Genomic DNA, 26,640 nt, shown 5'->3' on the forward strand with positions numbered 1-26,640 from the left:
ACGCTGATCAGCGTCCGGCCCGTTCCCTGATCGCCCAGACCGACAGGATCGTCAGGCCGGCCACCCATAGCAGGATGATGAAGATCGCCCCCGCCCTGCTGGCCGGCCGCTTCTCCAGGCGATCGGCCTCTTCGCGGCACCGCGCCATCAGCGCAGCCGGGATGCAGGCGATCGCCAGGGCTATGCCCAGCGGCACGATCAGCAGATCGTCAAGCAGTCCGATCACGGGAATGAAGTCGGGGATCAGGTCGATCGGACTGAGCGCATAGGCCGCAACGAGCAACGCTATGCCGCGCGCAAGCAAAGGGGTATCCGGGCAGCGCGCCGCGATCCACAGTGCCACGGCATCCCGCTTCAGCCGCTTCGCCCAAGTCTTGAGCGTGACCAGCATCAGTTCACCGGCGCGCGCCGACGATAGCTGAGCGCTTCCGCGACATGTACGCGCCCCACCTGCTCCGCATTGGCAAGATCGGCAATCGTCCGGGCCACCCGCAACACGCGCGTGTAGCCGCGCGCCGATAGCTTCATCGCGGCGGCGGCCTGCGCGAGCAATTGCCGCCCCGCCTCATCGGGGCCAGCCACATCCTCCAGTCTCTCCCCATTCACCTCCGCATTGGTGCGCAGACCGCTGCCCGCATAGCGCGCCGTCTGCACCGCCCGTGCCGCGGCGACCCGCGCCGCGACCTCGGCCGATCCTTCGGCCGGCGGTGGCAACACCAGGTCGGCCGCCGTCACGGCCTGCACCTCCACATGCAGGTCGATGCGGTCGAGCAGAGGCCCAGACACCTTGGCCTGATAATCCGACGCGCAGCGCGGCGCACGCGAACAGGCCAGAGAGGGATCGCCCAGATGCCCGCAACGGCAGGGGTTCATGGCCGCGATCAATTGCACCCGCGCCGGGAAGGTCACATGCGCGTTGGCCCGCGCCACCGTGACCTCGCCCGTCTCCAGCGGTTGCCGCAGCGAATCGAGCACGGTGCGCTGGAATTCGGGCAGTTCGTCGAGGAACAGGACGCCCAGATGCGCCATGCTGACCTCGCCCGGCCGCGCCTTCAGGCCGCCACCCACCAAGGCGGCCATCGAGGCGCTGTGATGCGGGTTGCGGAAGGGGCGCGCCCGGCTGATCCGACCGCCCTCCAGCGTGCCGGCAACGCTCGCCACCATCGAGCTTTCCAGTGCCTCGGACGGCGTCATTTCCGGCAATATACCCGGCAGGCAACTCGCCATCAGCGACTTGCCCGCGCCCGGCGGCCCCACCATCAAGAGGTTATGACCACCGGCTGCCGCGATCTCCAACGCGCGCTTGGCAACCTCCTGCCCCTTCACCTGTTTCAGGTCGGCGGTCCGCACCGGCGCCTCGACCGCGCCCGGTTGGGGCGGAGACAGTGCAGAGGTGCCCTTGAAATGGTTAAGCAGGCTCAGCAGGTCCGGCGCGGCCACCACCTCCACCTGCCCTGCCCAGGCGGCTTCGGCCCCCTGCGCCGCCGGGCAGACCAGCCCCATTTCCTGCCCGCCCGCATGGAGCGCGGCAAGCAGCACGCCGGGCGAGGGCGCGGTCCGCCCGTCCAGACCCAATTCGCCCACCACTACATAGCCCGCCAGCGTCTCGGCATCGATCACCCCCATCGCTCCCAGCAGGGCGAGCGCGATCGGCAGATCGAAATGGCTGCCTTCCTTGGGCAGGTCGGCCGGCGACAGGTTCACGGTGATCCGCTTGGGCGGCAGCGACAGGCCGATCGCGGCGATGGCGTTGCGCACGCGCTCCCGGCTTTCCGCGACCGCCTTGTCAGGCAGGCCGACAAGGATGAAATTGGGGAGGCCGGGGACCAGCTGACACTGCACCTCCACGGCGCGCGCCTCCAGCCCCAGATAGGCGACCGTCGAAACCGTAGCGACCAATGATCCCCCTTAACGGCCGCTCAGGCCTGATCGTCTGCCCGTCCCTTGAATCCCTGCGCCACGACATACCATTCGACGCTGCCCTTGCGGCTGGCCGGCGGCTTGGCGTGCTTGATCGTCGTGAAATGCTTCTTGAGCACCGCCAGCAACTCGGCGTCCGTGCCGCCTGCAAAGACCTTCGCGACGAAGGTGCCGCCCTTGCGCAGATTTTCGACCGCGAACAGCGCCGCCGCCTCGACCAGGCCCATGGTGCGCAGATGGTCGGTCTGGGCATGGCCGACCGTGTTGGCCGCCATGTCCGAAATCACCAGGTCCGGCTCCTGCCCCAGCGCCTCGCGTAGCAGGTCCGGCGCCTTGTCGTCCATGAAGTCCATTTCGAACAGGGTGACGCCGGGAATCGGATCGGTCGGCAGCAGGTCGATCCCGACCACCGCCGCTTTGGGCGCCATCTTGCGCACCACCTGCGCCCAGCCGCCAGGTGCGACGCCCAGGTCGACGACCGCGCGCGATCCCTTCACGAAATGGAATTTCTCGTCCAACTCGATCAGCTTGAAGGCGGCGCGGCTGCGCCATCCTTCAGCCTTCGCCTTGCGGACATAGGGATCGTTGAGATGCCGCTCCAGCCAGCGCACCGACTGCGCCGTGCGCCCCTTGGCCGACTTGACCCGCACTTTGCCCGCGCCCGCGCCTCTCACATCACTCTCCCGTCGCGGTCCATCAGCCCGCGCAAAATGCCCTCGCGAATGCCCCGGTCGGCGACGCCCAGTCGCTCGGCCGGCCAGATGTCGAGGATCGATTCCAATATGGCGCAGCCGGCCACGACCAGATCGGCCCGTTCCGTGCCGATGCAGGGCAGCTTCTGCCGCTCGGCCAGCGCCATGCCCGACAGCCGGTCCGAAATGGAGCGCATCGATTCGCATGGAACGATCAGCCCGTCGATCGCCTGCCGGTCATAACGGGGGAGGTTGAGGTGCAGGCTGGCCAGTGTCGTCACCGTGCCCGAAGTGCCGAGCAGGCGGATACCCTCGGCATCGCGCGGCAGCCGACGGGCCAGCGGCGAGAAGGCATCCGCCACCCGCGCACGCATCCGGCCATAGGCCGCCAGTCGCTCCGCCGGATCGCCATGGTCGAACGCCTCGCTCTCGGTCAGCGACACGACGCCCCAGGGGGCGCTGACCCAATCCACGATATGCGGCGCGCCATCCCCATGGGCATCGACCAGCACCAGTTCCGTCGAGCCGCCGCCAATGTCGAAGATCAACGCCGGGCCATGTCCCGGCTCCAGCAGCGCATGGCAGCCCAGCACCGCCAGCCTTGCCTCTTCCTGCGCGCTGATGATGTCGAGCGCGATGCCGGTTTCGCGATAGACGCGCTGGATGAACTCGGCCCCGTTGGACGCCCGGCGACACGCCTCGGTTGCAACCGAACGGGCGAGCGTCACATGGCGGCGGCGGAGCTTGTCGGCGCACACCGACAGAGCGGCAATGGCGCGATCGATCGCCGCGTCGCTGATCCGGCCGGTCGACGCCAGCCCCTCGCCCAGCCGGACGATGCGCGAAAAGGCATCGACGACGATGAAGCCATCTGCCGAAGGCTTGGCGATCAGCAACCGGCAATTATTGGTGCCCAGGTCGATCGCGGCATAGGAGCGCCGTTCGCGCGCGCCATGAAGCGCGAATCCCCGCTGCTTCGACGGGGGAGGAATGGCCGCAGCCTTGCTCCCTTCGCCCGGACCGGAGCGGGCGCTTTTGCCCGCATAACGGCCGGTCGGGCCGGAACTCTGCGGCGATGGGCGGCTCTGCTGCACCATGCCGTAACTCACTTCTGCTTATCGCCAGTCCCAAAGACGGGACCGGAACTTGCCAACATGCTTAAGCAGATACGGGCAGATGCGCAAGGAGGGGGGAGCCGCCCACCGCAAGCGGCTCCCCGCCTGTCTGAAGTGAGGCGGCTTGGAAGACGCGCTTCAGCGCATGTCCGGAGGTCTTACCGGGTATAGGCCTTGACCAGCCGATAAAGGAAGGCCCGGCCGTCAAGCAGCGACTTCACGCGGATGCGCTCATTGAGACCATGGACGCCCTGCCCGTCCGGGTCCGCGAACATACCGGACACGCCATAGGTCGGGATGCCCGCCGCATTGGTGAAACGGCCGTCGGTCGCTCCGGTGGCGAGGCGCGGAATTACGGGCACGCCCGGCCACATTTCCCTGGTCAGCGCTTCGATCGGTCCCATGATCTGCGGCGTCAGTTCGGGTGCCGACGACTTGGGCTGGGGCGGATCGGCCAGGTCGACCTTCACCCGGGGATCGGCCGCAACCTCCTTCAACCGCGCCAAAACGGATTCGACGCTCTCGCCTGGAATGATCCTGCAATTGACGTTCGCCGTCACGGATTGCGGCTGGGCGTTGGGCGCATGGCCGCCAGAGACCAGCGTCGGAATGCAGGTGGTCCGCAGCGTGGCGTTCCAACTCGCATTCTCGGCCGACACGGCGGCATAATCCGCCTCGCTTGCCGTGCCCGCACCGATCGCCGCCATCGCCGCCGATACCTTGCCGGGGTAAAGCGGCGCCGAAGCCCCAAAATAGGCTTTGGCGGCCGGGGTCAGGTTCACGGGAAAATCATAATCGTTCACCCGTGCAAGCGCAGCAGCCATCCAGCCGATCGCATTGAAACGCGGCGTCTGGCGCGAACTATGCCCGCCCGGCGCGGTCGCGCTGAAGGCGAAGTCCTGATAGACTTTCTCGCCCGCCTGCACTCCCTGACTGACCGGCTTTCCGCTCTCGTCCAGCGACCCGCCGCCGCCTTCGTTGAGCGCCCAGCCGGCCTTCAATGCGTCGGGCCGGTTCTTGAGCAGATATTCGACGCCGTTCAGCGCCTTCTCCGTTTCCTCGCCGCAGGTCAGCGCCAGCTTGATCGTGCGTTTGGGCTTGTAACCCTCCTGCTTGTAGCGGACCATCTGGTCGGTAAAGGCCGCCGCCATCGCCTTGTCGTCGGAGGTGCCGCGGCCGTAGAAATAGCCCCCTTCCTCGATCAGGGTGAAGGGATCGCGCTGCCAGTCGGCGCGCTTGGCCGCCACGACATCAATATGGGCCAGCAGCAGTACTGCGGGCAGCTTCGCATCGCTCCCGCGCAGGATGGCCGACAGATTGCCTTCCTTCGGATGGGTGGGATCGACAATTATCTGGACATCGTCGGCGGCATAGCCCGCCGCCTTCAGCCGCGCCCCCATCCGCTCGGCCGCGAGCGTGCAGCTCCCGTCCGGCCAGCTGGAATCGGTTTCCACCAGTTCCTTGTAAAGCGCCCGGAACGCGGCCTCGCCCCCACGCGCCTGCGCATCGGCTGTGGCCGCATGGGCGCTGGTCGTGACGAGAAGCGCAGCCAGCAGAGCGGCAGCGGGACGGCGAAATGGCATGAAAAAGCCCCCTTGGTTCAAAGAGGGTGCGACATTGGCCAAAGCGCCGCGAGAGGGCAAGGCGCTATCATGCACGCCCTATCCGACGGGATTTCAAAGCGGCAGCAACGCCGCCACGATCTGCCGTTCCTCGGCGCGCAGCACGCCCCAGGCGCGGGCCGCCGCGCGGCTGTCCATCGCCTCTACGCCCATGCCCAGCGCCTCAACCGCGCGGACGAAGGCGCGCGGCGGCTGGCGCAGACCGCCGCCGGTCCCAAGCAGCAGGAATTCCGGACGCGGGTCGATGGCGAACAAGTCCCCCAGCGATTCCAGTGTCAGCGCATCGACTGCCGGAGCATTCGTCCAGGCCAGCGCCCGCACCGGGCTGAGGAGCAGGCCGTCAGGGAACACATCGTCCCGTACCCGGAAGCCCCGGCCCTGAAAGCCGGTGACGATCGGCCCTTGTCCGCCATCATCACGGCGCAGCTTGATCCCCGCGTCGGTCAGGGGCGCGCTCCGTCATCACGGCTTGCCTCTCTGGGGCCCACGCGTTCGGCGGTTCCGGCATAGCCCTTCTTCGCCGCCTTCTTTTCCGCCGCCTGCGGGGTCAGGCCCAGCGTGATCAACAGCGAAGACGAAACATAGACCGACGAATAGGTACCGACGATGATGCCCAGCATCATGGCGGCGGTGAAGCCGCGCAGCACATGGCCGCCGAACAGCAACAACGCGCCCAGCGCCAGCATGACCGTCACCGACGTCATGACCGTGCGCGGCAGCGTTTCGTTGACCGACAGGTCGATCAGCGCCTTCATGTCCATCTTGCGATATTTGCGCATATTTTCGCGGATGCGGTCGTCGATCACCATCTTGTCGTTGATCGAATAGCCCACGATCGTCAGCACGGCGGCGATGATGTTGAGGTCGAATTCCAACTGGGTGACGGCAAAGAAACCCAAGGTCATCAGCACGTCATGGACGATCGCGACGAAGGTCGAGACGCCGAACTGCCATTCGTAGCGGAACCAGGAAAAGATCGCGATGCCGACGATCGCCAGCACGACGGCGAGCACGCCATTCTGGATCAGTTCGCCCGACACCTTACCCGACACCGTATCGTAGCGGGAGAAGGTGACGCCGGGAAACTCGGCGGTCATCGCGTTACGGGTCTTTTCGACCACGGCGTTGGCCGCGCCCGCGCCGCCTTGCTCGGGCAAGGGCAGGCGAATCTGCACGGTCTTGGGATCGCCGAATTGCTGGAGCGAGCTTTCGCCCACGCCCAGCCGTCCGATGGTCGCCCGCACCCTGTCGGTCTCGACATTCTGCGGGAATTTCGCCTCGATCATGAGGCCGCCGACAAAATCGACGCCCAGGTTGAGACCCTTGTAGGCGGTCGCCCCCACGGCCAGCACGGTCAGCAGCGCCGTCAGCGCGAAGGCCCAATGGCGGATCGCGACGAAGCCGATATTGGTGTTGTCGGGGACAAGCTTGAGCAGTTTCATGTCTTTCTCTCCCGCCCCGTCAGATATGGATTTCGGTCGGGCGCGTGGTGCGGACCCAGCGCGCGGCGAGCAGGCGCGTGAAGGTCACGGCAGTGAACACGCTGGTCGCGATGCCGATCAGCAGCACGATGGCGAAGCCCTTGACCGGGCCGGAACCCAGCGCCAGCATGATGCCGCCGGCAATGGCGTGGGTCACGTTCGCCTCGAAAATGGTACGGCTGGCTTCCTTGTAGCCGAACTCGATCGCCTGCACCACGCCGCGGCCCCGCCGCCGCTCCTCGCGGATGCGCTCGTAGATGAGGACGTTGGCGTCGACCGCAGTACCGATGGTCAGCACGAAACCGGCGATGCCCGGCAGCGTCAGCGTCGCCCCCAACATGCCCATCACGCCCAGGATCACCGCCACGTTGATGGCGACGGCGATGTTGGCATAGATGCCGAAGCGGCCATAGCTGAGGAACATGAAGCCCGCGACCGCGACCACCGCGATGATCGAAGCGATCATGCCGGCGCGGATCGAGTCCGCTCCCAGGCCGGGTCCGACCGTGCGTTCCTCCACCACGGTCAGCGCGACCGGCAGCTTACCCGACCGCAGGGCGATGGCGAGCTGATTGGCGCTTTCGACGGTGAAGCTGCCTGCGATCTGGGCGCTTCCACCCAGGATCGGCTCGTTGATATTGGGAGCCGACAGCACCTTGCCGTCCAGGATGATGGCGAAGGGACGATTGACATTCTGCGACGTCACCTGGCCGAATTTGCGGCCGCCCGATCCGTTAAAACGGATGTTGACGATCGCCTCGTTGCTCTGGCCGTAGCCTTGGGTGGCGTCGGTCAGATCCTCGCCGGACACCATCACTTGGCGCTTCACCGCGATCACCGGCACGCCGCTCGGATTGTTTGGATAAGGCAGGACTTCGCTGCCCACCGGCGCGCGGCCCTGCGCCACTTCGGCCGGGTTGGCCGTGGTGTCGACCAGCTTGAATTCCAGCTTGGCGGTCTGGCCGAGCAGATCCTTGAGCGCCTTGGGATCCTGAAGACCTGGCACCTGCACGACGATGCGGTTGCCACCCTGCTGCTGGATGGTCGGCTCGCGCGTGCCCATTTCGTCGATGCGCTTGCGAATGACCTCGGTCGCGACTTCCATCGCGCTCTTGACCGCATTGTCGATGCCCGCATCGGTGGGCGTGATGACAATGGTGGAGCTGTTCACCACCTCGACATTGAAATCGCGCTGCCCGGTCAGGCCCGCGCCCTGCGTCAGCGGCCGGATGCGCTCGACGGCGGCATCCACCTGGGCGGGATCGCGCACCATGAAGCTGAGCTTCCCGTCGCGGCTGGAGATATCGCCGATCGCGATCCTGGGATCGCCACGGCGCAATTCCGTGCGAACCTGCTCCTCCATGTTGGTCAGCCGCTGCTTGGCAACGTCCTGGGTCGATGCTTCGAGCAGCAGATGGCTGCCGCCCGCCAGGTCGAGGCCGAGATTGACGCGCGTCTGCATGAAGCCGGGCAGCTTCGCGACGGTCGCGTCGGGCAGGAAGCTGGGCACGGCGCACAGTACGCCGATGACCAGGGGCAGGAGGATCGCGGCGACCGCCCAGCGCGAAAAGTTCAGCATGACGCCGCTCAGTCGTTCGCGGGCTTGGCGGTGGCCGGGTCGATCACGTCGGTCAGGGTCGACTTGACCGCCTTCACCTTCATGCCGGGGGCCAGTTCGACATCGGCGTAAATCTCGTCGACCCGCACGACCTTGCCGACAAGACCACCGCCGGTGACGACCTGATCGCCCTTCTTCACGGCGTCGATCTTCGCCTTATGCTCCTTCATCTTCTTCTGCTGCGGACGGATAAGCAGGAAATAGAAGACCACGAAGATCAGGACCAGCGGCGCCATCTGCACCAGGACACTGGCGCCGGAGGCTTGCCCGCCCGCGGTCTGGGCAAAGGCTGGAGTAATGAACATGGGTGGGACTGCCTTATTTTCTGTCGGTCGCGGATGCCGGTCGGCACCCACGGATCAAGGGCGGGCGGCTAACACAGATGCGCCGGGCGAGGCAATATGATTAGGGATTCGGCCCGGCCGTGAAAAGAGCTGCGATTGAGCGCTTGCAACTTCGCTCGCGTGCTTCTAAAGGGCGCCCTCCGGTCGGGACGTAGCGCAGCCTGGTAGCGCATCACACTGGGGGTGTGGGGGTCGGAGGTTCGAATCCTCTCGTCCCGACCAAAATCACGGAAGCATGGTTAAAGCACAATTTTAGCAGTGCTCCATGCGCCTGCCATCGGTCATTGCGCAGGTCTGCAGGGCTTTCCTTGATACTGATGCCGCACGACCTTGTATTCGGCTCCGGTCCATCGCGTCACCGGGAAGCAGAAGCCCGGCCCGCCAATCTCTATGTCCGGCCATCCGTTCGACGCTTTGATCGCAAGGATGGTGGGTAAGCCAGGACTGCTGGTCATGAGCCGCCATGTCCCGTCCGCCTGCTTGCTGACGAGTGAAAAACCCGTGCCTGTCATCCCGAAACAGAAGTTGCTCCCCTCCGAAATGATCGCCTCCGGCCGCCCGTCACCGTTCAAGTCCCGAAAATCGTCGATCTGCCCCGGCGTGTAGGCAGCGCTGCCCGGATCGTCGCAATTTCTCCACTTCCCCGCTTCGAGCCGGAAGCCCGCCGCGATGAACGCCGCCTTTACATCGACGGGCGATGGCGCCGCCTGCGCAAGGGCTGGAGACCAGGTCCAGAGAATCGAGATGGCCGCTGCAACTGTCCGTAGGCGCATGAGTCCCTCCCGTTGCGGTCGGCATGATAGCATGTGTCGCAGCGCGCATCACGCGCCAACGGCATCCGGCCAACCGCTCGCCTGCGCTTGTCGGGCCGCCGCAATTTTACGCTGTCCTACAGCGAACCATATGGGATAACTAGGCCGCCTCTTTCGACAGCAGGAGGCCATTATGGACATAGACGACCTGATCGACGAGGTCATTGCCCGCGAAGGCGGATATAGCGATCATCCAGCCGATCGCGGCGGGCCGACGAACATGGGCATTACCCAGGCTGTGGCCCGCGCCAACGGCTATACCGGCGCCATGCAGGCATTGCCGCGCTGCGTCGCGGAAAATATCTACCGTCGGCTCTATTGGGAACGGCCCGGATATGCCTTTGTGGCGGAGACGAGTTGGTCGATTGCAGCGGAATTGTTCGACACGGCGATCAATATGGGCGTCGCCGCCGCAACCGGCTTTCTCCAGCGCGCGCTCAACGCGCTGAACCGCAACCAGAAGGATTATCCCGATCTGAAGGTCGATCGCAGCCTGGGCGCCCGCACCCTGGCCGCCCTTCGCGCCTTCCGCGCGCTGCGTGGAGCGGCGGGCGACAGGGTGCTGCTCAAGGCGATCGAGGCGCTCCAGGGCGAGCGCTATATCGCGCTGGCCGAAAGCCGGCCCGCCAACGAGGTCTTTCTCTATGGCTGGCTGGCGAACCGGATCGGTTCAGGAGAAATGCAATGACCAAGGCCAGAGAGGAGGACGGCGACATCTGGACGGCACGGGCGCGCCCGGCCTTCCTGTACGTCATGTACATGCTGCTGCTCTGGTCGGTGCCGATGGGTCTGATCGCGGGCGTCCAGCCCCAGACGGCGGCGGCGATCATCGCGGGAATGCGCGCCTATCTCAATGCCTTGCCCGAACCGCTCTATGCGCTCTTCGGCACCGGTTATCTGGGCTACACCGCCGCCCGCGCCTGGGGCAAGGCGAAGGGGGTGGAACGATAGCACCCCTTTACCCTTCCGCCGGGAAATGGGCCTTGATGAAGTCCAGCACCAGCCGCACGCGCGGCGGCAGGCGGCGATGCGACGGGTGAACCGCGAAAATGTCGAGCGGGGCGATCATGCTGCCGGGCAGCACCGGCACCAGCCGTCCCGCCGCCATGTCCGCGACCACGCGGATTGCCGGAAGCAGCGCGATGCCAAGGCCACTAAGCGCCGCGCGATGCACCGCCTCGCTATTGTCCGAGCGAAAGGCGCCCGCCACAAGCCGTTCCCGCCCGTCGATCATCCAGCGCGCAGGCCGATCGCCATAGGCATAGGCGATGCACTGATGCGCGCCGAGATCGTCCGCGCTGCCCGGCGCGCCATGGCGCGCAAGATAATCGGGATGGGCGACCAGCCGCCGCGACAATGCCCCCAGGGGATGCACCACCAGACTGTCATCGCCGATCGGCCCTACCCGCAGCGCCAGGTCCAGCCGATCCTCCACTACGTCGCGCTGCCAGTCGGTCATCGCGCAGTCGATCTGCAATCCGGGATGGCGCACGATCAATTCCCCCAGCCGCTCGACATAATGCAGCCCCAGCGCGGTCGTCAGCCCAATCCGGACCAGCCCACGCGGCTGGTCCCGGGCCGGACCGAAATCCGCCTCCGCCGCGTCCAGCGCATCGAGCATGGCGCGGGCGTGGACGAGCAGCCGGTCGGCGTCCGCCGTGGGAACCAGGCGTCGTGTCGAACGATGGAACAACGGCAGACCGAAATGCGCTTCCACTTGATCCAGCCGCCGGGCGATCGTGGTATGACTGGCGTGCATCTCCTGCGCGACGCGCGAGAAGCTGGGCATTTCATGGAGGCGAACGAATGTCCGCATCGCGATCAACAGATCAGACATTTGAACGCCGTCCGCACAATATTTGTGCGGTGAATCCTTATTGTCTTCCTGCCTGAAAAGCCAGAACGGAAGGCGCGAAGCGGCCCGATTGACCGCAGGAGTGAGAGGACGACATGACCAATCGCATCGCCCATGGCGCCCTGGCGTCGAAGCGGCGGTCCGCCGAGGACGCCGCCGCCCTGATCCATGATGGCATGACCGTGGGGATGAGCGGCTTCACCGGATCGGGCTATCCCAAGGCGGTGCCGCTGGCGCTGGCCAGGCGTATCACGGCCGCGCATCAGGCGGGCGAGCATTTCCGCGTGAAAATCTGGACCGGCGCGTCCACCGGCCCCGAATTGGACGGCGCGCTGGCCCAAGCGGACGGCGTCGAATTCCGGCTGCCCTACAATAGCGATCCCATCGCCCGCGAGCGCATCAATCGCGGCGAGATGCACTATTTCGACATGCATCTGAGCCAGGTCGCGCCGATGGCGTGGCAGGGCTTCCTGGGCGAGCTGGACATCGCCGTGATCGAAGTGACCGGCGTCACGGCGGACGGCGCCCTCATCCCTTCCGCGTCGGTCGGCAACAACAAGACCTGGATCGACCGCGCCAAGGGCGTGATCCTGGAGGTCAATCGTTGGCAGAATCCCGCGCTGGAGGGGATGCACGACGTTTATTACGGCACCGCCCTGCCGCCCCATCGCATACCTATCCCACTGGTGCGCGCCGACCAGCGCATCGGCCAGCCGACCTTCCGCTGCGATCCCGACAAGGTGATCGCGCTGGTGGAAACCGACGCGCCCGACCGCAACGCCCCCTTTTCCTCACCCGACGCCACCGCCCATGCGATCGCCGGCCATCTGCTCGATTTCCTGAGCCATGAAGTGCGAAGGGGACGGCTGCCCGCCTCGCTGCTGCCGCTGCAATCGGGGGTCGGCAATATCGCCAACGCCGTGCTGACAGGGCTGATCGACGCCCCGTTCGAAAATATGGTCGCCTATACCGAGGTGATCCAGGACGGGATGCTGGACCTGCTCGAATCGGGCAAGCTGCGGATGGCCAGCGCCACCGCCTTCTCGCTGTCGCCGGAAGCCGCCACCCGTCTCAACGCCGACATGGCTCGCTTCCGCGACAGGATGATCCTGCGACCGCAGGAGATCAGCAACCATCCCGAACTGGTCCGGCGGCTGGGCTGCATCGCGATGAACGGCCTGATCGAGGCCGACATCTACGGCAACGTCAACAGCACCCACCTCATGGGATCGCGCATACAGAACGGCATCGGCGGATCGGGGGACTTTGCGCGCAACGCCTATCTGTCGGTTTTCATGACGCCCTCGACCGCCAAGCGCGGCGCGATCTCGGCGATCGTGCCCCATTGCAGCCATGTCGATCATATCAATCAGGATGTGCAGGTGATCGTGACCGAGCAGGGCCTGGCCGACCTGCGCGGCCTTGCTCCGCGCCAGCGGGCGGACGTCATCATCGCCAACTGCGCCCATCCCGATTTCCGGCCGATGCTGGCGGACTATTATGCCAGGGCGCTAAAAGGCAGCTTCGGCCTGCAATCGCCGATGCTGCCCGGCGAGGCGCTCGCCTGGCACCAGCGCTATATCGATACCGGCACGATGCGGAGTTAGGCGCGGGGCCGGCATTGCTTTCAACCGACCCCGGCCCGCATCATGCCTTGCGAGGCTGCCCGGCGCACGGGCAGGCCCGCCCTTCCATGATCATTTGCGCCAGACATGAGAGGGGCCGCCGAGACCAAGCTCGACGGCCCATCATTGACATGGTCAGCGGCCGGAAGTGCCGCCCAAGGGAATGTGTGTCGCGCTATCGCCCGCCAGCAGACCGGATCTGAGATAGGTGCCTGTATGTCGGCGCTCAGGGCCTGCGATCGAGGATCGACGCCAAGGCGTCGCTCAGCCGCGCATTTCCCGAATGGACTTGACCGACCCCATTGCTGAACCATGAGACATCGGATCACCTCCTTTCGCTATATTGAGCCCTATGGCCGGCGTCGGATCACCCCTTCATCCGTCCATGAAGTGAAATGTGAATCAGACGGACCCTATCTTCAAGCCTTGTATTTTTCTTTTTTGGAATCATAATTCTTCGTCCGCGCGGCACGGCTTGGCCAGTTTTCTCCTCAGCCCCGGCAATCCTCGACCACCCGCGCCACCTCTGCCCAGGCCGGGACAATCAGCGGGCTCAAGCCCTGCACTTCGACGCCGATCTTGCCACGGCTATAGGCCATCTGATCCAGCGCGCTGTCGGTAGCGGCCCTCGTCGCGATCACCTGCGGTTGCGCGCCTGCATCGAGCGTGGCGGGCCAACTGACCGCGCCATAGCTGGTGCGGATCACCATCGCTCCCTGTCCGGCACCGGCGCGTAGGGCGGTGATGCGGCGGCTCGCCGGGTCGCATCGCAGCGTGAAGAGCGACTGCCCCGCGGACCCGAACAGGGCCGCGCTGCCGCCGGCATCCTGACGATAGCTCCAGCTGCCCGGCGTGAGCGCGCGATCCTCCCACGCGAGGGCAGGCGGGGGAGGCGGCGCGGGCGAGGCCTGTGGCGCCGGAGGCGGCGCAGGCAAGGCGCGCGCCGGCGCAGGGGTTCGACTCGGCGGCCCGACACAGGACGCAAGCAGAACCAGCAGGGACGAGGCGGCAAGGGCGGGTGAAAAGCGCATGGGGGCCGTCATGCCGGACCATGCGGGACCGCTCAACCCGAAAAGGTCGAAGCGATGCTCAGCGCCGCCAGCGCGCCCAGATGGCGGTCGGCAGGGCGATGCCGCGCGCCTCCTCCCGCACCGCCAGTTCGCCCGCCTCGACCGTGCCGGGCAGGTCGGCAAAGGCCTGGCGCAGCAATTCGCCGATCGCCAGCGCCGACATGCGGACGGCATAGACGGTCAGGAACAGAAAGCGGCTATCGGCATCGAGCAGCGCGCGGCAATTGGCGATGAGACCGGGCAGATCCTCCTCCAGCCGCCAGACCTCGCCATCGGGGCCGCGGCCATATTTGGGCGGGTCGAGCAGGATACCGTCATAACGGCGGCCACGCCGGACTTCGCGGGCGACGAACTTGGCGGCGTCCTCGACGATCCAGCGGACGGGCTTGTCCTCCATGCCCGACAGCGCGGCGTTGGCGCGGGCCTGGGCTACCGATTTCTTGGACGCATCGACATGGACCATGCGCGCGCCGCCGGCCGACAGCGCCAGCGTGCCGACGCCGGTATAGCCGAACAGGTTCATGACCTCGGCGTCGGGCTTGTCGGCGATGGCGCCGCGCAGAGTATCCCAGATCGGCGCCATGTCGGGAAAGAAGCCGAGATGACGGAAAGGGGTGCAACTCGACTGGAAGGTCACTTCCTTCCAGTGCAGCGGCCAGCCTTCGGCCGGGACCGGATTTTCATAATACCAGCGGCCGCCGCCATCCTCGTCCGAACCGGGGATGAATTCGCCGTCGGCTCGCCAGTCGGTGGTCGCGGGCTTCCACATCGCCTGCGGTTCCGGGCGGATGAAGCGGAAACGGCCATAGCGCTCCAGCTTGCGGCCGTCGCCCGAGTCAAGCAGGCCGTAATCCGACCAGGGTTCGCCGATGAGGGTCTTGAGTTCCAACCCCGCCTCGTCAGCCGCGCGGCGTCGCGCGTTCGGCGACATAGGCGGTGATCGCCTCGAACGTGCCGGGCAGCCGGGCGTAGCTCTCCTCGCGCGAGAAGAGATCACCCACGCGCGGCGGCAGCGGCGGACGGGTGCCGGTAGCGCGCTCGACAGCGTCGGGGAATTTCGCGGCGTGCGCCGTCGCCAGCGTCACCACAGGCACGGACGCGTCCACACCCGCCCCGCGCGCGGCGGCAAGGCCGATGGCGCTGTGCGGGTCGATCACCTGTCCGGCCGCGTCATAGGCCCAGCGCATCGCCATGGTCATGCCGTCGGCGTCGATGCGCGAGGAGGTGAAGAGCCGCGAAGCGCCTTCCCGCTGCGCGTTGGTGAGGCGCATCGCCTTGCTCGCCTCGAACCCGCGCATCTGCTCCGCCAGCGCGAGCCCGTCGCGTCCGCCAGCGTCGAACAGCAGCCGCTCGAAATTGGAACTGACCTGGATGTCCATGCTGGGGGTCGCGGTCGGGACGACCTGGCCCTGGCTGTAATCGCCTTCGGCCAGCGCACGATGCAATATGTCGTTGACGTTGGTGGCGACGATCAGCTTCGCGACCGGCAGGCCCATCTGCGCCGCGACATAGCCGGCGAACACGTCGCCGAAATTGCCGGTGGGGACGGAGAAGGCGACTTCCCGGTCCGGTGCGCCCAGCCGCACGGCGGCGTAGAAATAATAGACGACCTGCGCCATCAGCCGCGCCCAGTTGATGCTGTTGACGGCCGACAGGTTGAAACGGCTCTTGAAATCGGCGTCGTTGAACATCGCCTTCACCAGCGCCTGCGCATCGTCGAAGCTGCCGTCGATGGCGATATTGTAGACGTTGGGCGCCAGCACGGTGGTCATCTGGCGCCGCTGCACGTCGGAGACGCGGCCTTCGGGATGGAGCATGAAGATGTCGATCTTCGCCCGGCCCGCCACAGCGTCGATCGCCGCCGACCCGGTGTCGCCCGACGTGGCGCCGACGATGGTCAGGTGATCGTCCCGACGCGACAGGAAACGCTCGAACAACTGGCCGAGCAGCTGGAGCGCGACATCCTTGAAGGCGAGCGTCGGGCCATGGAACAGCTCCAGCACCCAATGCTGATGGTCGAGCTGGACCAGCGGCGTCACGGCCTGATGGCTGAAGCGGCCATAGGCAGCGGCGCAAAGCTCCCGCAGTTCGTCTTCGGCAAGTGAGCCCGCGACGAAGGGCATCATCACCCGTACGGCGGTTTCGACATAGGAAAGGCCGGACAGGGCGCGAATCTGGTCCGCGGTGAAGCTCGGCCAACTGGTCGGCAGATACAGGCCGCCATCGGACGCCAGCCCAGCCAGCGTCACATCCTCGAACCCGAGCGCAGGCGCGCTCCCCCTGGTGCTCTCATATTGCATAATGGGAAAGCGCGGTAGCGATACGCGGCCCGAGGAGCAAGCGTTTAGGCGGCGTTCGACGCGTTCCGGCGGCGCAGCGCGAGAATATAGATAATCACCGCGACCGCCGCGAAGAAGAACCATTGCACTGCATAGGCGAGATGGTTGTTGGGCAGGTCGGCGGCACTGGGCGGCGCGACGGGCTTGAGGCCGGGAGGCGCCTGCCGCGCGATCAGCATCGGACGCAGCGGGGAAGCCTTGCCGCCCATGCGCGTAAGCAGCGCGCGATGGTCGGGTTCCTGGCTGATCCAGCCTTCGACCTGGCCGCCCGTCCAGGCGGGCTTGTCGTCCGGCTTCTGCCCGACGCCGACGGCGACCAGCACCCCCGGCCCTTCCGCGCCCGTCGAACAATGGGCGATATGGCGATAGCCGCTGCTGCCGTCTGCGGCGCGGCCGGCCTCCACCTGCCATTGGACCACGGTCAGGCAATGGACCGAGGAGGGGCGGAAGAGGATCGCGGGATCCACCGGCGCCAGTTTCGGGAATGCGATCGCGAGGCGGCCGGGATTGGCTGCGGCGAGGGCCAGCGCCTCCGCCTTCCCGGCACGGCGCTGGAGCTGCCAGGCGCCCAGCGCGATCATCGCCAGCACTGCCAGCGCGACCATGATGGTCGGAACGATCGGAAGCCGTGCGGATTGCGGGCGATCGGTGGGGTCGGGCGGGAGGGACATGGCGGTCCTCAATAGCTGTACGAGCGCGAAAAGAAAACGGCCGGAGCATCACCCCGGCCGCTATTCAAGTCAGGCTTCGACCGGCGGCTCAGCCGCCATGGACCGGCGCGCCCCAGCCGCCCCAGACATAGATGGCGACGAACAGGAACAGCCACACAACGTCGACGAAATGCCAGTACCAGGCGGCGGCCTCGAAGCCGAAATGCTGGCGCGGTGTGAAATGGCCCTTATAGGCCCGGACCAGGTTCACGGCCAGGAAGATGGTCCCGACCAGGACGTGGAAGCCGTGGAAGCCGGTCGCCATGTAGAAGGCCGAGCTATAGGGATTGCCGCCGAAATCGAAGGGGGCATGGGCATATTCATAGGCCTGGATGCACGAGAAGATCGCGCCCAGGATGATGGTGCACCACAGCCCCTTGATCAGGCCGTCGCGGTCTCCGTGGATCAGCGCGTGATGCGCCCAGGTCACCGTGGTGCCCGAGCAGAGCAGGATCAGCGTGTTGAGCAGCGGCAGCTCGAACGCGTTCATCACCTCCACGCCCTTGGACGGGAACAGCCCTTCGATCGGCGCCAGTTCGCTCGGGAAGAGCGAGAAGTCGAAAAAGGCCCAGAACCAGCCGACGAAGAACATCACTTCCGAAGCGATGAACAGGATCATGCCATAGCGCAGATGCAACTGGACGACCGGCGTATGGTCCCCCGCATGGGCTTCGGCGACGACATTGCTCCACCAGCTGAACATGGTGAAGAGCACACCGGCCATGCCGATCAGGAATATCCAGCCGCCGCCCGGCCCCATCGCGTCGGGATGCATCCACATGATCGCGCCCGATGCCATGACCAGCGCCGACATGGAGCCGAAGAGCGGCCAGATGCTGGGTGGAAGGATGTGATAATCGTGATTCTTTGCGCCTGCCATGACCTGCTCTTCCCTGCTCCTGTTCTTGGCTATTTTCCTTAGCTTGCCTTCTTGCCCTGCTCAACAGGGTAGAAAGTGTAGCTGAGCGTTATCTGTTGCGTGTCCCTGTTGTCCGGATCGTCCAGAATCCTGGGATCGACATAATAGAGGACCGGCATCCGCACCTCCTCACCCGGTTGCAATGTCTGCTGCGTGAAGCAGAAACACTGGATCTTGGTGAAATAGGCGCCGGCCTGTGTCGGGGTGACGTTGAAGCTGGCGGTGCCGGTGACCGGCTTGTCCGACAGGTTCTTCGCGACGAAGATCGCCATGTCCTTCGCGCCGACGGTCACGGTGTCGGTCCGGTGTTCCGGGTAGAATTGCCACGGCATTCCCGGCTGGACATTCGAATCGAAGCGGATCGACATGGTGTGGCCGACCGCCGCACGCACCTGCCCGCCCGCTTGCGCCCGCTGGGTCGTTCCGCCAAAACCCGTCGTTTCGCAGAAGATGCGATAGAGCGGCACGGAGGCGAAGCCCAGCCCCAGCATCGCCAGCCCCACCAGCGCCGTTGCGACCAGCGTGCGCCGATTGCGCCGGTCCCGTTCGAAGGGCGAAGGGGGCAGCGTCGCCATCAGATCTGATGGCTCGCGCCGATCTTCGCCAGTGTGATGGCGAAGAAGAGGATGACGAGGAAGCCCAGCAGCAGGCCGGTCACGATCGCCCGCGATTTCTGTCGCGCGCGCACCTGATCCTGTTCCTCCGGCGTCACGCCAGCAGCCAGCGGTCGACGACCACCGCCCCGAACAGCAGGAAAAGATAGAGGATCGAATATTTGAACAGCCGCTTTTCCGGCGCCATGCGCGTGGGATCGCTTTCGCGCCGGCGATAGACCTGGAACGCCAGGGCGGCGAAGACCGCCGTGCCGAGCAGGGCGGCGGTGCCATAGATGGCCCCGGTCAGTTGCAGAAGCACCGGCGCCATTGCCGCGACCGCCATGATCGCGGTGTAGAGCCAGATCTGCCGACGCGTGGCCACCTCACCCGATACGACGGGCAGCATGGGGATGCCGGCGGCGGCGTAATCGGTCTTCACGAACAGCGCGAGCGCCCAGAAATGGGGCGGCGTCCAGAAGAAGATCAGCATGAACAGAGCGACGGGCAGTGCGCTGATGTCCCCCGTCACGGCCGCCCAGCCGATCACCGGGGGGAAGGCGCCGGCCGCGCCGCCGATCACGATATTCTGGGCCGTGCGGGGCTTGAGCCAGATAGTGTAGACGAAGACGTAGAAGAGGATCGAGACGGTCAGTACCGCGGCGGCGAGCCAGTTGGTCGCTACGCCCATCAGCAGGACCGAGAAGAAGGAGAGGCCAACGCCGAAATGCAGCGCCGCCTGCCGGTCCATCCGGCCGGCGGGCAGCGGACGGTTGGCGGTGCGCTTCATCTTGGCGTCGATGTCCGCTTCCCACCACTGGTTCAGCGTGGCGGCCGCGCCGGCGCCCAGCGCGATGCAGAGAATCGCCGTAAAGGCCAGCACGGGATGGATGTGCCCCGGCGCGGCGAGCAGCCCGCACAGGCCCGTAAACACGACCAGCGTCATGACGCGCGGCTTTGTGAGCGCGACGAAATCCCGCCAATGGGCGGGCATTACCGGCTTGCTCATCCCGGACATGATCGGCGAACTGGCCATAAGCTCCTCTTGTATCAGTCGCGCGCCCCTTAAAGGCGCGCGCCGATTCCCGCAACGGACAGACGGTCCCACCCCCCGGCGCCCGTTCCCAGCGCGCCGCACCCGGCCGGAGCCGAGGCGGCGCCCTGCGGCCATCAGTCGACGACCGGCAGCGTTTCGAACTGGTGGAAGGGCGGCGGGCTGGACAGCGTCCATTCCAGCGTCGTTGCGCCTTCGCCCCAGGGATTGCCCTCCGCCCGGCGGCCGGCGAACAGCGACCAGAAGACGTTGACGAGGAAGATCAGCACGCCGACCGCCATGATCTCATAGCCATAGGTTGCGATCTTGTTCCAGTAAGCGAAGGCTTCCGGATAGTCGGGATAGCGGCGCGGCATCCCGCTCAGGCCCAGGAAGTGCATCGGGAAGAACAGCATGTTCACGCCGACGAAGAACACCCAGAAATGCAGCTGACCGAGGAACTCGTTATACATCCGGCCCGACATTTTCGGGAACCAGTAGTAGAAGCCCGCAAAGAGCGAGAAGACCGCGCCCAGCGAGAGGACGTAATGGAAGTGCGCGACGACATAATAGGTGTCGTGCAGCACGTCATCGACGCCGCCATTGGCCAGCACCACGCCGGTGACGCCGCCCACGGTGAACAGGAAGATGAAGCCCAGCGCCCAGACCATCGGGGTCTTGTAGCTGATCGACCCGCCCCAGATCGTCGCGATCCAGGAGAAGATCTTGATGCCGGTGGGGACGGCGATGACCATCGTCGCGGCGGTGAAATACATCTTCACATTCACGGACATGCCGGTGGTGAACATGTGGTGCGCCCAGACGACGAAGCCGACCACGCCGATCGCGACCATGGCATAGGCCATGCCGAGATAGCCGAACACCGGCTTGCGGCTGAAGGTCGAGATGATCTGGCTGACGATGCCGAAGCCCGGCAGGATCATGATATAGACTTCCGGGTGACCGAAGAACCAGAAGAGATGCTGGTAGAGTTCGGGATCGCCGCCACCGGCCGCATCGTAGAAGGTGGTGCCGAAATTGCGATCGGTCAGCAGCATGGTGATCGCGGCGGCGAGAACCGGCAGCGCGAGCAGCAGGAGGAAGGCGGTGACCAGCACCGACCATACGAACAGCGGCATCTTGTGCAGGGTCATCCCCGGCGCGCGCATGTTGAGGATGGTGGTGATGAAGTTGATCGCGCCCAGGATCGAGCTGGCGCCCGCAATGTGGAGCGACAGGATCGCCATGTCGACGGCGGGACCGGCCGAGCCGCTGGTCGAAAGCGGCGCGTAGACGGTCCAGCCGGTGCCCGCGCCGTTGCCGGTGCCGCCGGGAACGAAGGTCGAGCCCAGGAGCAGGGCGAAGGCGGGGATGAGCAGCCAGAAGCTGATATTGTTCATCCGCGGAAAGGCCATGTCCGGCGCGCCGATCATGATCGGCACGAACCAGTTGCCGAAGCCGCCGATGATCGCGGGCATCACCATGAAGAAGACCATGATGAGGCCGTGGGCGGTGATCAGCACGTTCCACAGATGATAGGCCTGGTCCATCGTCGCCGACGAACCTTCCAACTGCTGCGCCCAGGCGTGAAGATACTGGATGCCCGGCTGCGCCAGTTCGGCGCGCATCAGCCCCGAAATCGCGCCGCCGATAAGGCCGGCCAGGATCGCGAAGATCAGATAGAGGGTGCCGATGTCCTTGTGATTGGTGGACATGAACCAGCGCTGGAAGAAGGCCGGCTTGTGATCGGCATCATGATGATCGTGGGCATGATCGCCGTGATGATCTGCGGTGATGGTGGTCATGGCGTTCCTACCCCTGCATCAAATCTTTTTTGCGCCATCGGCCGGAGCGGCCTGGGCGGTCGTTGCCGCCTCTTCCTTTTTCAGCGAACCGCCCTGCGAGCGCACCCACTGGTCGAACTGTTCGGGCGGCAGCGCCTCGATCGCGATCGGCATGAAGCCGTGGCGCGCGCCGCACAGTTCCGAACATTGGCCATAATAGACGCCCGGCTTCTCGATGGTGAAGCTCTTCTCGTTCAGGCGGCCCGGCACGGCGTCCATCTTCACCCAGAGCGAGGGCACGGCGAAGCTGTGGATGACGTCGGCGGCGGTGATGATCAGCTTGACCGGGCGGCCGGCGGGCAGAACCAGCCGATTGTCGGGCGCCAGCAGATAAGGCTCGCCATTGGCCCTGGCCTTGTCCTCCGGCAGCATGTTGGACACGAACTCGGCGATACCGGCGTCGGGATATTCATAGCCCCAATACCATTGATAGCCCGTAACCTTGACGGTCAGCGCATCCTTGGGCGCGGGCTTGTACTGGTCGGCGAGCAGGCCGATGGACGGCACCGCGATCGCCAGCAGGATCAGCACCGGCACGACCGTCCAGATGACTTCGATGAAGGTGTTGTGCGATGTCTTCGACGGCACCGGATTGGCGCTGCGGCGATAGCGGACCATCACATAGAGCATCAGGGCCAGCACGAGGATGGAAATGATGGTGATGATCGGCAGCAGCAGCACGTCATGCAGCCAGCGCGCACTGCGCCCGGTTTCGGTAAATTGTTCCTGCAGCGTGATTTCGCCCGGACGGGGCATACCGATGCCTTCGGTCGGTTTCATCCGCGGCGGGGCCGCGACCTTGGCCACGGGGGCAGCTTCGGCGGCCGGCGCGGCGGCGTTCGCCGCCGATTCGGCGGGCGCCGCGGCATTGTCCGCAACCGGCGCAGCGACGGCGACGTCATCCTGTGCAAAAGCGTGGCCGTTCATCGCGACGGCGGGCGCAAAGGCCAGCAAACCGGCGAGAACGAGCGATTTCACCTTTTTCATAGCCTCTTCATACCCCTAACCCCTTGGCGCCGCTGCAGCGAAGCCGCACATTGCGTGCATGGACTTCGCCCGGTCGGTTCTGACGCGGCTTATAGGCAGGGTTTCCGCCCGCCTCAAGCACAGATGGAGCAGATTTTCTTCGCTGTTGCAACGCATCCCCTGCCCGCCTATTTCGCAGGTCCGCGCACAGGGGCGCGGACGGGACGCGCAGGCGCGCGCCTTTTGATGCAGGGCAGTGGGCCGGGACGCGGACAGGCGCCGGGGCCACGCGACAGGATTAGTGAACGGCATGACTGACGAGGAAGTATTGGCGGAATTCCGGGCAGCGGGCGCGCTGCTCGAAGGGCATTTCATCCTGTCGTCGGGTCGCCGCAGCGCCAATTATCTGCAATGCGCGCGGGTGCTGATGAACGCCGATCGCGCCGGCAAGCTGGCCCGCGCCACGGTGCAGAAGCTGCCACGCGAATTGCGGCAGGAGATCGACCTGGTCGTTTCGCCGGCCATGGGCGGCCTCATCATCGGTCATGAAATCGGTCGCGCGCTCGACAAGGACGCCGTGTTCCTGGAGCGCCCCGAAGGGACGTTCGAGCTGCGCCGCGGCTTCGCCATATCGCCCGGGCAGAAAGTGCTGATGGTCGAGGACGTGGTGACGACAGGCCTCTCCTCCCGCCAGGCGATCGAGGCGGTCGAAAAGGAAGGCGGCATCGTCGTGGCCGAGGCCGCGCTGGTCGACCGTTCGGCCGGCGAGGTCGACCTGGGCGTGCCCTTCTACCCGCTCGTGTCGATCAACTTCCCTGTCTATGACGAGGATGCCGTGCCGCCCGAACTGGCGGCGGTGCCGGCGATCAAGCCTGGCAGCAGGAAGCAGTAAGCGATGAGCGCTGCCCCCCTGCGCCTTGGCGTCAACATCGACCATGTGGCGACCATCCGGAACGCGCGCGGGGGCGAGCATCCCGATCCGGTCAAGGCCGCGCTGCTCGCGGTGAAGGCCGGGGCGGACGGCATCACCGCCCATCTGCGCGAGGATCGGCGCCATATCCGCGACGCGGATATCGCGATGCTGATGGCGGCGCTGGACGTGCCGCTGAACCTGGAAATGGCGGCGACGCCGGAGATGCTGGAAATCGCGCTCAAGCATCGCCCGCACGCCGCCTGCATCGTCCCGGAAAAGCGCGAGGAGCGCACTACCGAGGGTGGTCTCGACGCGGCCGGGCAGATCGGGGCGCTGACGCCGATCGTCGCCCGGCTCAACGACGCGGGCATCCGCGTGAGCCTGTTCATCGAGGCCGACGCCGCGCAGATCGAGGCCGCGATCCGGCTGGGCGCGCCGGTGGTGGAATTTCACACCGGCGCCTATGCCCATCTCGACGGATCGGCGCGCGCGGCGGAACTGCGGCGGATCGCCGACGCGGCGGCGCTGGCGGCCAAGAACGGCATCGAACCCCATGCCGGCCACGGCCTGACCTTCGACAATGTCGCGCCGATTGCCGCCATCCCGCAGGTCGCCGAGCTCAATATCGGCCATTTCCTGGTCGGCGAGGCGATCTTCGGTGGGCTGGAGGGCAGCATCCGCGAAATGCGGCGGCAGATGGACCTGGCCCGTTGATCATCGGCCTCGGCTCCGATCTCTGCAATATCGAGCGGATCCAAAACTCGCTCGATCGCTTCGGCGAGCGGTTCGTCCAGCGCGTGTTCACCGATGTCGAGCAGGCCAAGGCCAACCGCCGCCCCTTTACCAGGGCCGGGACGCTAGCCAAGCGTTTCGCCGCCAAGGAGGCCTTTTCCAAGGCGGTCGGCACCGGGTTCAAGGCGGGCGTGTTCATGAAGGACATCGGCGTGGTCAACGCGCCGTCCGGCGCGCCGACGCTCGCGCTGACGGGCGGCGCGCTGGCGCGGCTGGAAGCCATGGTTCCGGCGGGACGCAGGCCGGTCATTCATCTGACGCTCACTGACGATCATCCATGGGCGCAGGCCTTCGTCATCATCGAGGCACTGCCCCTGTGAGCGACAATCCTCCCAACGAAAGCCAGCCCGTGACGGCCATCGACCTGCCTGACGACCAGCCCGCCCCCGATATGCCGGACCAGGCCGAAACGAAGCCGGCGGTCAACTGGTGGCATGAGGTGAAAAGCATCACGCTGCTGATCCTGGCGGTGCTGGCCTTCCACAGCTTCGTCGCCAAGCCCTTCTACATCCCCAGCGAATCGATGATGCCGGTGCTGCTGACCGGCGACCGGCTGGTGGTGAGCAAATTTCCCTATGGCTGGTCCTATGTCTCGCCCAGTTTCCATCCCCTGCCCTTCCTGAAGGGCCGCATCCTGGGCCGCCTGCCCGAGCGCGGCGACATCGTCATCGTGTCGCCGCAAAACCGGCGCGAGGATTATATCAAGCGCGTGATCGGTCTGCCCGGCGACATCATCGAGGTGCGCGGCGGCCAGGTAATGCTGAACGGTGTGGCGGTGAAGCAGAAGGCGATGAAGCCGCTGCGCATCCCGGTGGACGGCAACGCTCCCTGTTCGCCGCTGCAATTCCCCGGTGCCCGCATCACCGGCAAGGACGGGCGCGATTATTGCGAACTGCCGGTGCGGCAGGAAATCCTGCCCAACGGCAGGAGCTACGTCACGATCGACATGGGGCCCAGCGCGCTCGACTGGTACGGTCCGGTGCGCGTGCCTGCGAACCATGTCTTCCTGATGGGCGACAATCGCGACAACAGCGCCGACAGCCGCGCCCCGCTGGAGGAAAATGGCCTGGGCGGGCCGGTGCCGTGGGAGGCGATCGGCGGCCGGGCGGAGTTCATCACCTTCAGCCTCGACGGCGATTCGACCTGGAACCCGCTGAGCTGGCTCCATGCCTTCCGCGGCGGACGCGCGGGGAACAGCCTGCGCCCGGAGAGCGTTACCGACCCGAAATAGACTGGCTGAAAGGGGTTCGGGTTTGAGCGACAGGCACCATCATGTCGAGGAACCCGGCCCCAGCGAAATGCGCAGCGCGCTGGTCCAGCATGAACTGAAACGCGCGGGCGTCTGGTTCGCGATCGGCATCGCGATCGCACTGGTCGTGCTCCTGGCCCAGCCGCTGATGCTCATCATGGGCGCGCTGGTGCTGGCGACGATGATGGACGGCGGCGCGCGCCTGCTGGGCCGGGTGCTGCCGATCGCGCGGGGGTGGCGCCTGACCATCGTGCTTCTGGGCGCGGTCGCCTTCCTCGCCTATACTTTCTACCTCACCGGATCGAGCCTGGCCGAGCAGGCGCAGGCGATGCGCGGCATCGTCGAGGCGCAGGTGGCGCGGATCGGCGGCTGGATGCAGCAATTGGGCGTCAGCACCACGCCCGATGACCTGAAAAGCCTGGCACAGCAGGCGATGAGCAGCATGGGCCGGGTGACGGCGGCGGTCGGCACCGCGGTGGGCGCGATCACCAGCGCCGTCATGATGCTGGTGCTGGCGATTTTCATCGCGGTCGAACCGAAGCTCTACGAGCGCGGCGTCGCCTGGATGCTGCCGATGGAAAAGCGCGCGCATTTCTACCGCATCGCCGACCGGATGGGATGGACGCTGCGGCGGCTGATGTTCGGGCGGCTGATCGGCATGGCGGTGGAGGGGGTGGGCACCTGGCTGCTGCTGTGGGCCGGCGGCGTGCCGATGGCGGGGCTGCTGGGCATCCTCACCGGACTGTTCGCCTTCCTGCCCAATCTCGGCTCGATCATATCGGGCATCCTCATCATCCTCGTCGGCTTTTCGGCGGGGACCGACACGGGGCTCTATGCCTTCGGCGTCTATCTGGCGGTGCAGGTCGTCGATGGCTATCTGATCGTGCCGATGGTCGCCAAGCGCGCGACCGACCTGGCGCCGGCGCTGGTGCTGGCGGCGCAGATCCTGTTCGGCGCGCTGTTCGGCATCATCGGCCTGTTCCTGGCCGATCCGATCGTGGCGATGATCAAGGTCTATCTGGAGGAGCGGTCCAAGGCGATGGCCGCCGGGCGCGACGCGGAGAGCTAGGCCAATCCCTTCCATTGGCATGTCCCGGGGCCGGGAACGTCCCGGCTGTCCGATGCTTG

At 65.9% G+C, this 26,640-nt stretch carries 29 protein-coding genes and 1 tRNA gene; 9 read left to right on the plus strand and 21 right to left on the minus strand.

The window, feature by feature from the left end; all coding sequences use genetic code 11:
- Positions 1-7: 7 nt before the first annotated feature.
- From K3M67_RS12720 to yajC, 9 genes are all read right to left on the minus strand, one after another.
- Complete coding sequence (locus tag K3M67_RS12720; protein WP_285831629.1) at positions 8-391, minus strand: YkvA family protein; 384 nt, start codon at positions 389-391, stop codon at positions 8-10.
- Entirely contained in the window at positions 391-1,899 is a 1,509-nt protein-coding gene (locus K3M67_RS12725) for a YifB family Mg chelatase-like AAA ATPase (protein ID WP_285831630.1), read from the minus strand. The genes K3M67_RS12720 and K3M67_RS12725 overlap by 1 nt, the downstream gene beginning before the upstream one ends.
- 20 nt (positions 1,900-1,919) lie before the next feature.
- Positions 1,920-2,594: an RlmE family RNA methyltransferase gene (locus K3M67_RS12730; protein WP_285831631.1), complete on the minus strand. Its 675-nt coding sequence runs from the start codon at positions 2,592-2,594 to the stop codon at positions 1,920-1,922.
- Complete coding sequence (locus K3M67_RS12735; protein WP_066859687.1) at positions 2,591-3,709, minus strand: Ppx/GppA phosphatase family protein; 1,119 nt, start codon at positions 3,707-3,709, stop codon at positions 2,591-2,593. The genes K3M67_RS12730 and K3M67_RS12735 overlap by 4 nt, the downstream gene beginning before the upstream one ends.
- Before the next feature lie 176 nt (positions 3,710-3,885).
- The gene (locus K3M67_RS12740) at positions 3,886-5,310 is read right to left on the minus strand and encodes a M20/M25/M40 family metallo-hydrolase (RefSeq protein ID WP_285831632.1); all 1,425 of its coding nucleotides are present in this window, start codon (positions 5,308-5,310) and stop codon (positions 3,886-3,888) included.
- A 93-nt stretch (positions 5,311-5,403) separates the two neighbouring features.
- The gene (locus K3M67_RS12745; protein ID WP_353051176.1) at positions 5,404-5,745 is read right to left on the minus strand and encodes an Mth938-like domain-containing protein; all 342 of its coding nucleotides are present in this window, start codon (positions 5,743-5,745) and stop codon (positions 5,404-5,406) included.
- 47 nt (positions 5,746-5,792) lie between these two features.
- A complete protein-coding gene (secF, locus tag K3M67_RS12750; RefSeq protein ID WP_066859690.1) occupies positions 5,793-6,791 on the minus strand; it encodes a protein translocase subunit SecF in 999 nt (332 codons plus the stop codon).
- Positions 6,792-6,810: 19 nt separating this feature from the next.
- Entirely contained in the window at positions 6,811-8,409 is a 1,599-nt protein-coding gene (gene secD, locus K3M67_RS12755; protein WP_285831633.1) for a protein translocase subunit SecD, read from the minus strand.
- A gap of 8 nt (positions 8,410-8,417) precedes the next feature.
- Positions 8,418-8,753, minus strand: coding sequence for a preprotein translocase subunit YajC (yajC, locus tag K3M67_RS12760; RefSeq protein ID WP_066859696.1), 336 nt, complete (start codon positions 8,751-8,753; stop codon positions 8,418-8,420).
- A 184-nt stretch (positions 8,754-8,937) separates the two neighbouring features.
- On the opposite strand from yajC, the gene K3M67_RS12765 reads away from it, so the two are divergent.
- Positions 8,938-9,014, plus strand: a tRNA-Pro gene (locus K3M67_RS12765).
- Positions 9,015-9,073: 59 nt separating this feature from the next.
- Here the strand turns inward: K3M67_RS12765 and K3M67_RS12770 are convergent.
- A complete protein-coding gene (locus K3M67_RS12770) occupies positions 9,074-9,565 on the minus strand; it encodes a hypothetical protein (RefSeq protein WP_066859699.1) in 492 nt (163 codons plus the stop codon).
- Between the two features lie 172 nt (positions 9,566-9,737).
- Between K3M67_RS12770 and K3M67_RS12775 the strand changes: the two genes are divergently transcribed.
- Both K3M67_RS12775 and K3M67_RS12780 read left to right on the plus strand, forming a co-directional pair.
- Positions 9,738-10,292, plus strand: a complete 555-nt coding sequence (locus K3M67_RS12775) for a glycoside hydrolase family 108 protein (RefSeq protein ID WP_066859701.1) — start codon at positions 9,738-9,740, stop codon at positions 10,290-10,292.
- Entirely contained in the window at positions 10,289-10,555 is a 267-nt protein-coding gene (locus K3M67_RS12780; RefSeq protein ID WP_066859704.1) for a 3TM-type holin, read from the plus strand. Before K3M67_RS12775 ends, K3M67_RS12780 begins: the two co-directional genes overlap by 4 nt.
- Before the next feature lie 7 nt (positions 10,556-10,562).
- Here K3M67_RS12780 and K3M67_RS12785 read toward each other — a convergent pair whose 3' ends face one another.
- A complete protein-coding gene (locus K3M67_RS12785; RefSeq protein ID WP_066859707.1) occupies positions 10,563-11,441 on the minus strand; it encodes a LysR family transcriptional regulator in 879 nt (292 codons plus the stop codon).
- A 113-nt stretch (positions 11,442-11,554) separates the two neighbouring features.
- Here K3M67_RS12785 and scpC point away from each other — a divergent pair, with 113 nt between their 5' ends.
- Positions 11,555-13,066, plus strand: a complete 1,512-nt coding sequence (scpC, locus tag K3M67_RS12790; protein WP_285831634.1) for a succinyl-CoA:acetate CoA-transferase ScpC — start codon at positions 11,555-11,557, stop codon at positions 13,064-13,066.
- Positions 13,067-13,575: 509 nt separating this feature from the next.
- On the opposite strand, the gene K3M67_RS12795 is transcribed toward scpC, so the two are convergent.
- From K3M67_RS12795 to coxB, 10 genes are all read right to left on the minus strand, one after another.
- Entirely contained in the window at positions 13,576-14,019 is a 444-nt protein-coding gene (locus K3M67_RS12795; protein WP_325233493.1) for a hypothetical protein, read from the minus strand.
- 154 nt (positions 14,020-14,173) lie between these two features.
- Positions 14,174-15,043: an RsmD family RNA methyltransferase gene (locus K3M67_RS12800; RefSeq protein ID WP_066859845.1), complete on the minus strand. Its 870-nt coding sequence runs from the start codon at positions 15,041-15,043 to the stop codon at positions 14,174-14,176.
- Between the two features lie 10 nt (positions 15,044-15,053).
- Positions 15,054-16,454, minus strand: a complete 1,401-nt coding sequence (thrC, locus tag K3M67_RS12805) for a threonine synthase (RefSeq protein ID WP_066859716.1) — start codon at positions 16,452-16,454, stop codon at positions 15,054-15,056.
- Positions 16,455-16,498: 44 nt separating this feature from the next.
- The gene (locus K3M67_RS12810) at positions 16,499-17,164 is read right to left on the minus strand and encodes an SURF1 family protein (RefSeq protein ID WP_285831635.1); all 666 of its coding nucleotides are present in this window, start codon (positions 17,162-17,164) and stop codon (positions 16,499-16,501) included.
- 88 nt (positions 17,165-17,252) lie between these two features.
- On the minus strand, positions 17,253-18,083 hold the full coding sequence (locus K3M67_RS12815; protein ID WP_066859721.1) for a cytochrome c oxidase subunit 3: 831 nt from the start codon (positions 18,081-18,083) through the stop codon (positions 17,253-17,255).
- 38 nt (positions 18,084-18,121) lie between these two features.
- Positions 18,122-18,697 carry a cytochrome c oxidase assembly protein gene (locus K3M67_RS12820; RefSeq protein WP_066859724.1) on the minus strand — a complete coding sequence of 192 codons (576 nt, stop codon included), beginning with the start codon at positions 18,695-18,697 and terminating at the stop codon, positions 18,122-18,124.
- Positions 18,697-18,834 (minus strand): cytochrome c oxidase system small membrane protein, encoded by a 138-nt coding sequence (locus K3M67_RS12825; RefSeq protein ID WP_198162920.1) that lies wholly within the window; start codon positions 18,832-18,834, stop codon positions 18,697-18,699. Before K3M67_RS12825 ends, K3M67_RS12820 begins: the two co-directional genes overlap by 1 nt.
- Positions 18,831-19,751 (minus strand): heme o synthase, encoded by a 921-nt coding sequence (locus K3M67_RS12830; RefSeq protein WP_285831636.1) that lies wholly within the window; start codon positions 19,749-19,751, stop codon positions 18,831-18,833. Before K3M67_RS12830 ends, K3M67_RS12825 begins: the two co-directional genes overlap by 4 nt.
- Before the next feature lie 134 nt (positions 19,752-19,885).
- Complete coding sequence (ctaD, locus tag K3M67_RS12835; protein ID WP_066859730.1) at positions 19,886-21,553, minus strand: cytochrome c oxidase subunit I; 1,668 nt, start codon at positions 21,551-21,553, stop codon at positions 19,886-19,888.
- 18 nt (positions 21,554-21,571) lie between these two features.
- Positions 21,572-22,579, minus strand: a complete 1,008-nt coding sequence (coxB, locus tag K3M67_RS12840) for a cytochrome c oxidase subunit II (protein WP_285831637.1) — start codon at positions 22,577-22,579, stop codon at positions 21,572-21,574.
- Positions 22,580-22,868: 289 nt separating this feature from the next.
- Between coxB and pyrE the strand changes: the two genes are divergently transcribed.
- From pyrE to K3M67_RS12865, 5 genes are read left to right on the plus strand one after another with little or no spacing between them, the layout of a single operon-like run.
- Entirely contained in the window at positions 22,869-23,450 is a 582-nt protein-coding gene (gene pyrE / locus K3M67_RS12845; protein WP_285831638.1) for an orotate phosphoribosyltransferase, read from the plus strand.
- 3 nt (positions 23,451-23,453) lie between these two features.
- On the plus strand, positions 23,454-24,185 hold the full coding sequence (locus tag K3M67_RS12850) for a pyridoxine 5'-phosphate synthase (RefSeq protein ID WP_066859739.1): 732 nt from the start codon (positions 23,454-23,456) through the stop codon (positions 24,183-24,185).
- Positions 24,182-24,583: a holo-ACP synthase gene (gene acpS / locus K3M67_RS12855; protein ID WP_285831639.1), complete on the plus strand. Its 402-nt coding sequence runs from the start codon at positions 24,182-24,184 to the stop codon at positions 24,581-24,583. The genes K3M67_RS12850 and acpS overlap by 4 nt, the downstream gene beginning before the upstream one ends.
- Before the next feature lie 29 nt (positions 24,584-24,612).
- Positions 24,613-25,494: a signal peptidase I gene (lepB, locus tag K3M67_RS12860; protein ID WP_198162926.1), complete on the plus strand. Its 882-nt coding sequence runs from the start codon at positions 24,613-24,615 to the stop codon at positions 25,492-25,494.
- A gap of 22 nt (positions 25,495-25,516) precedes the next feature.
- Entirely contained in the window at positions 25,517-26,581 is a 1,065-nt protein-coding gene (locus K3M67_RS12865; RefSeq protein ID WP_066859744.1) for an AI-2E family transporter, read from the plus strand.
- The last annotated feature ends 59 nt before the right edge of the window (positions 26,582-26,640 follow it).

It is taken from the genome of Sphingobium sp. V4 (assembly GCF_029590555.1).
GTDB lineage: Bacteria > Pseudomonadota > Alphaproteobacteria > Sphingomonadales > Sphingomonadaceae > Sphingobium.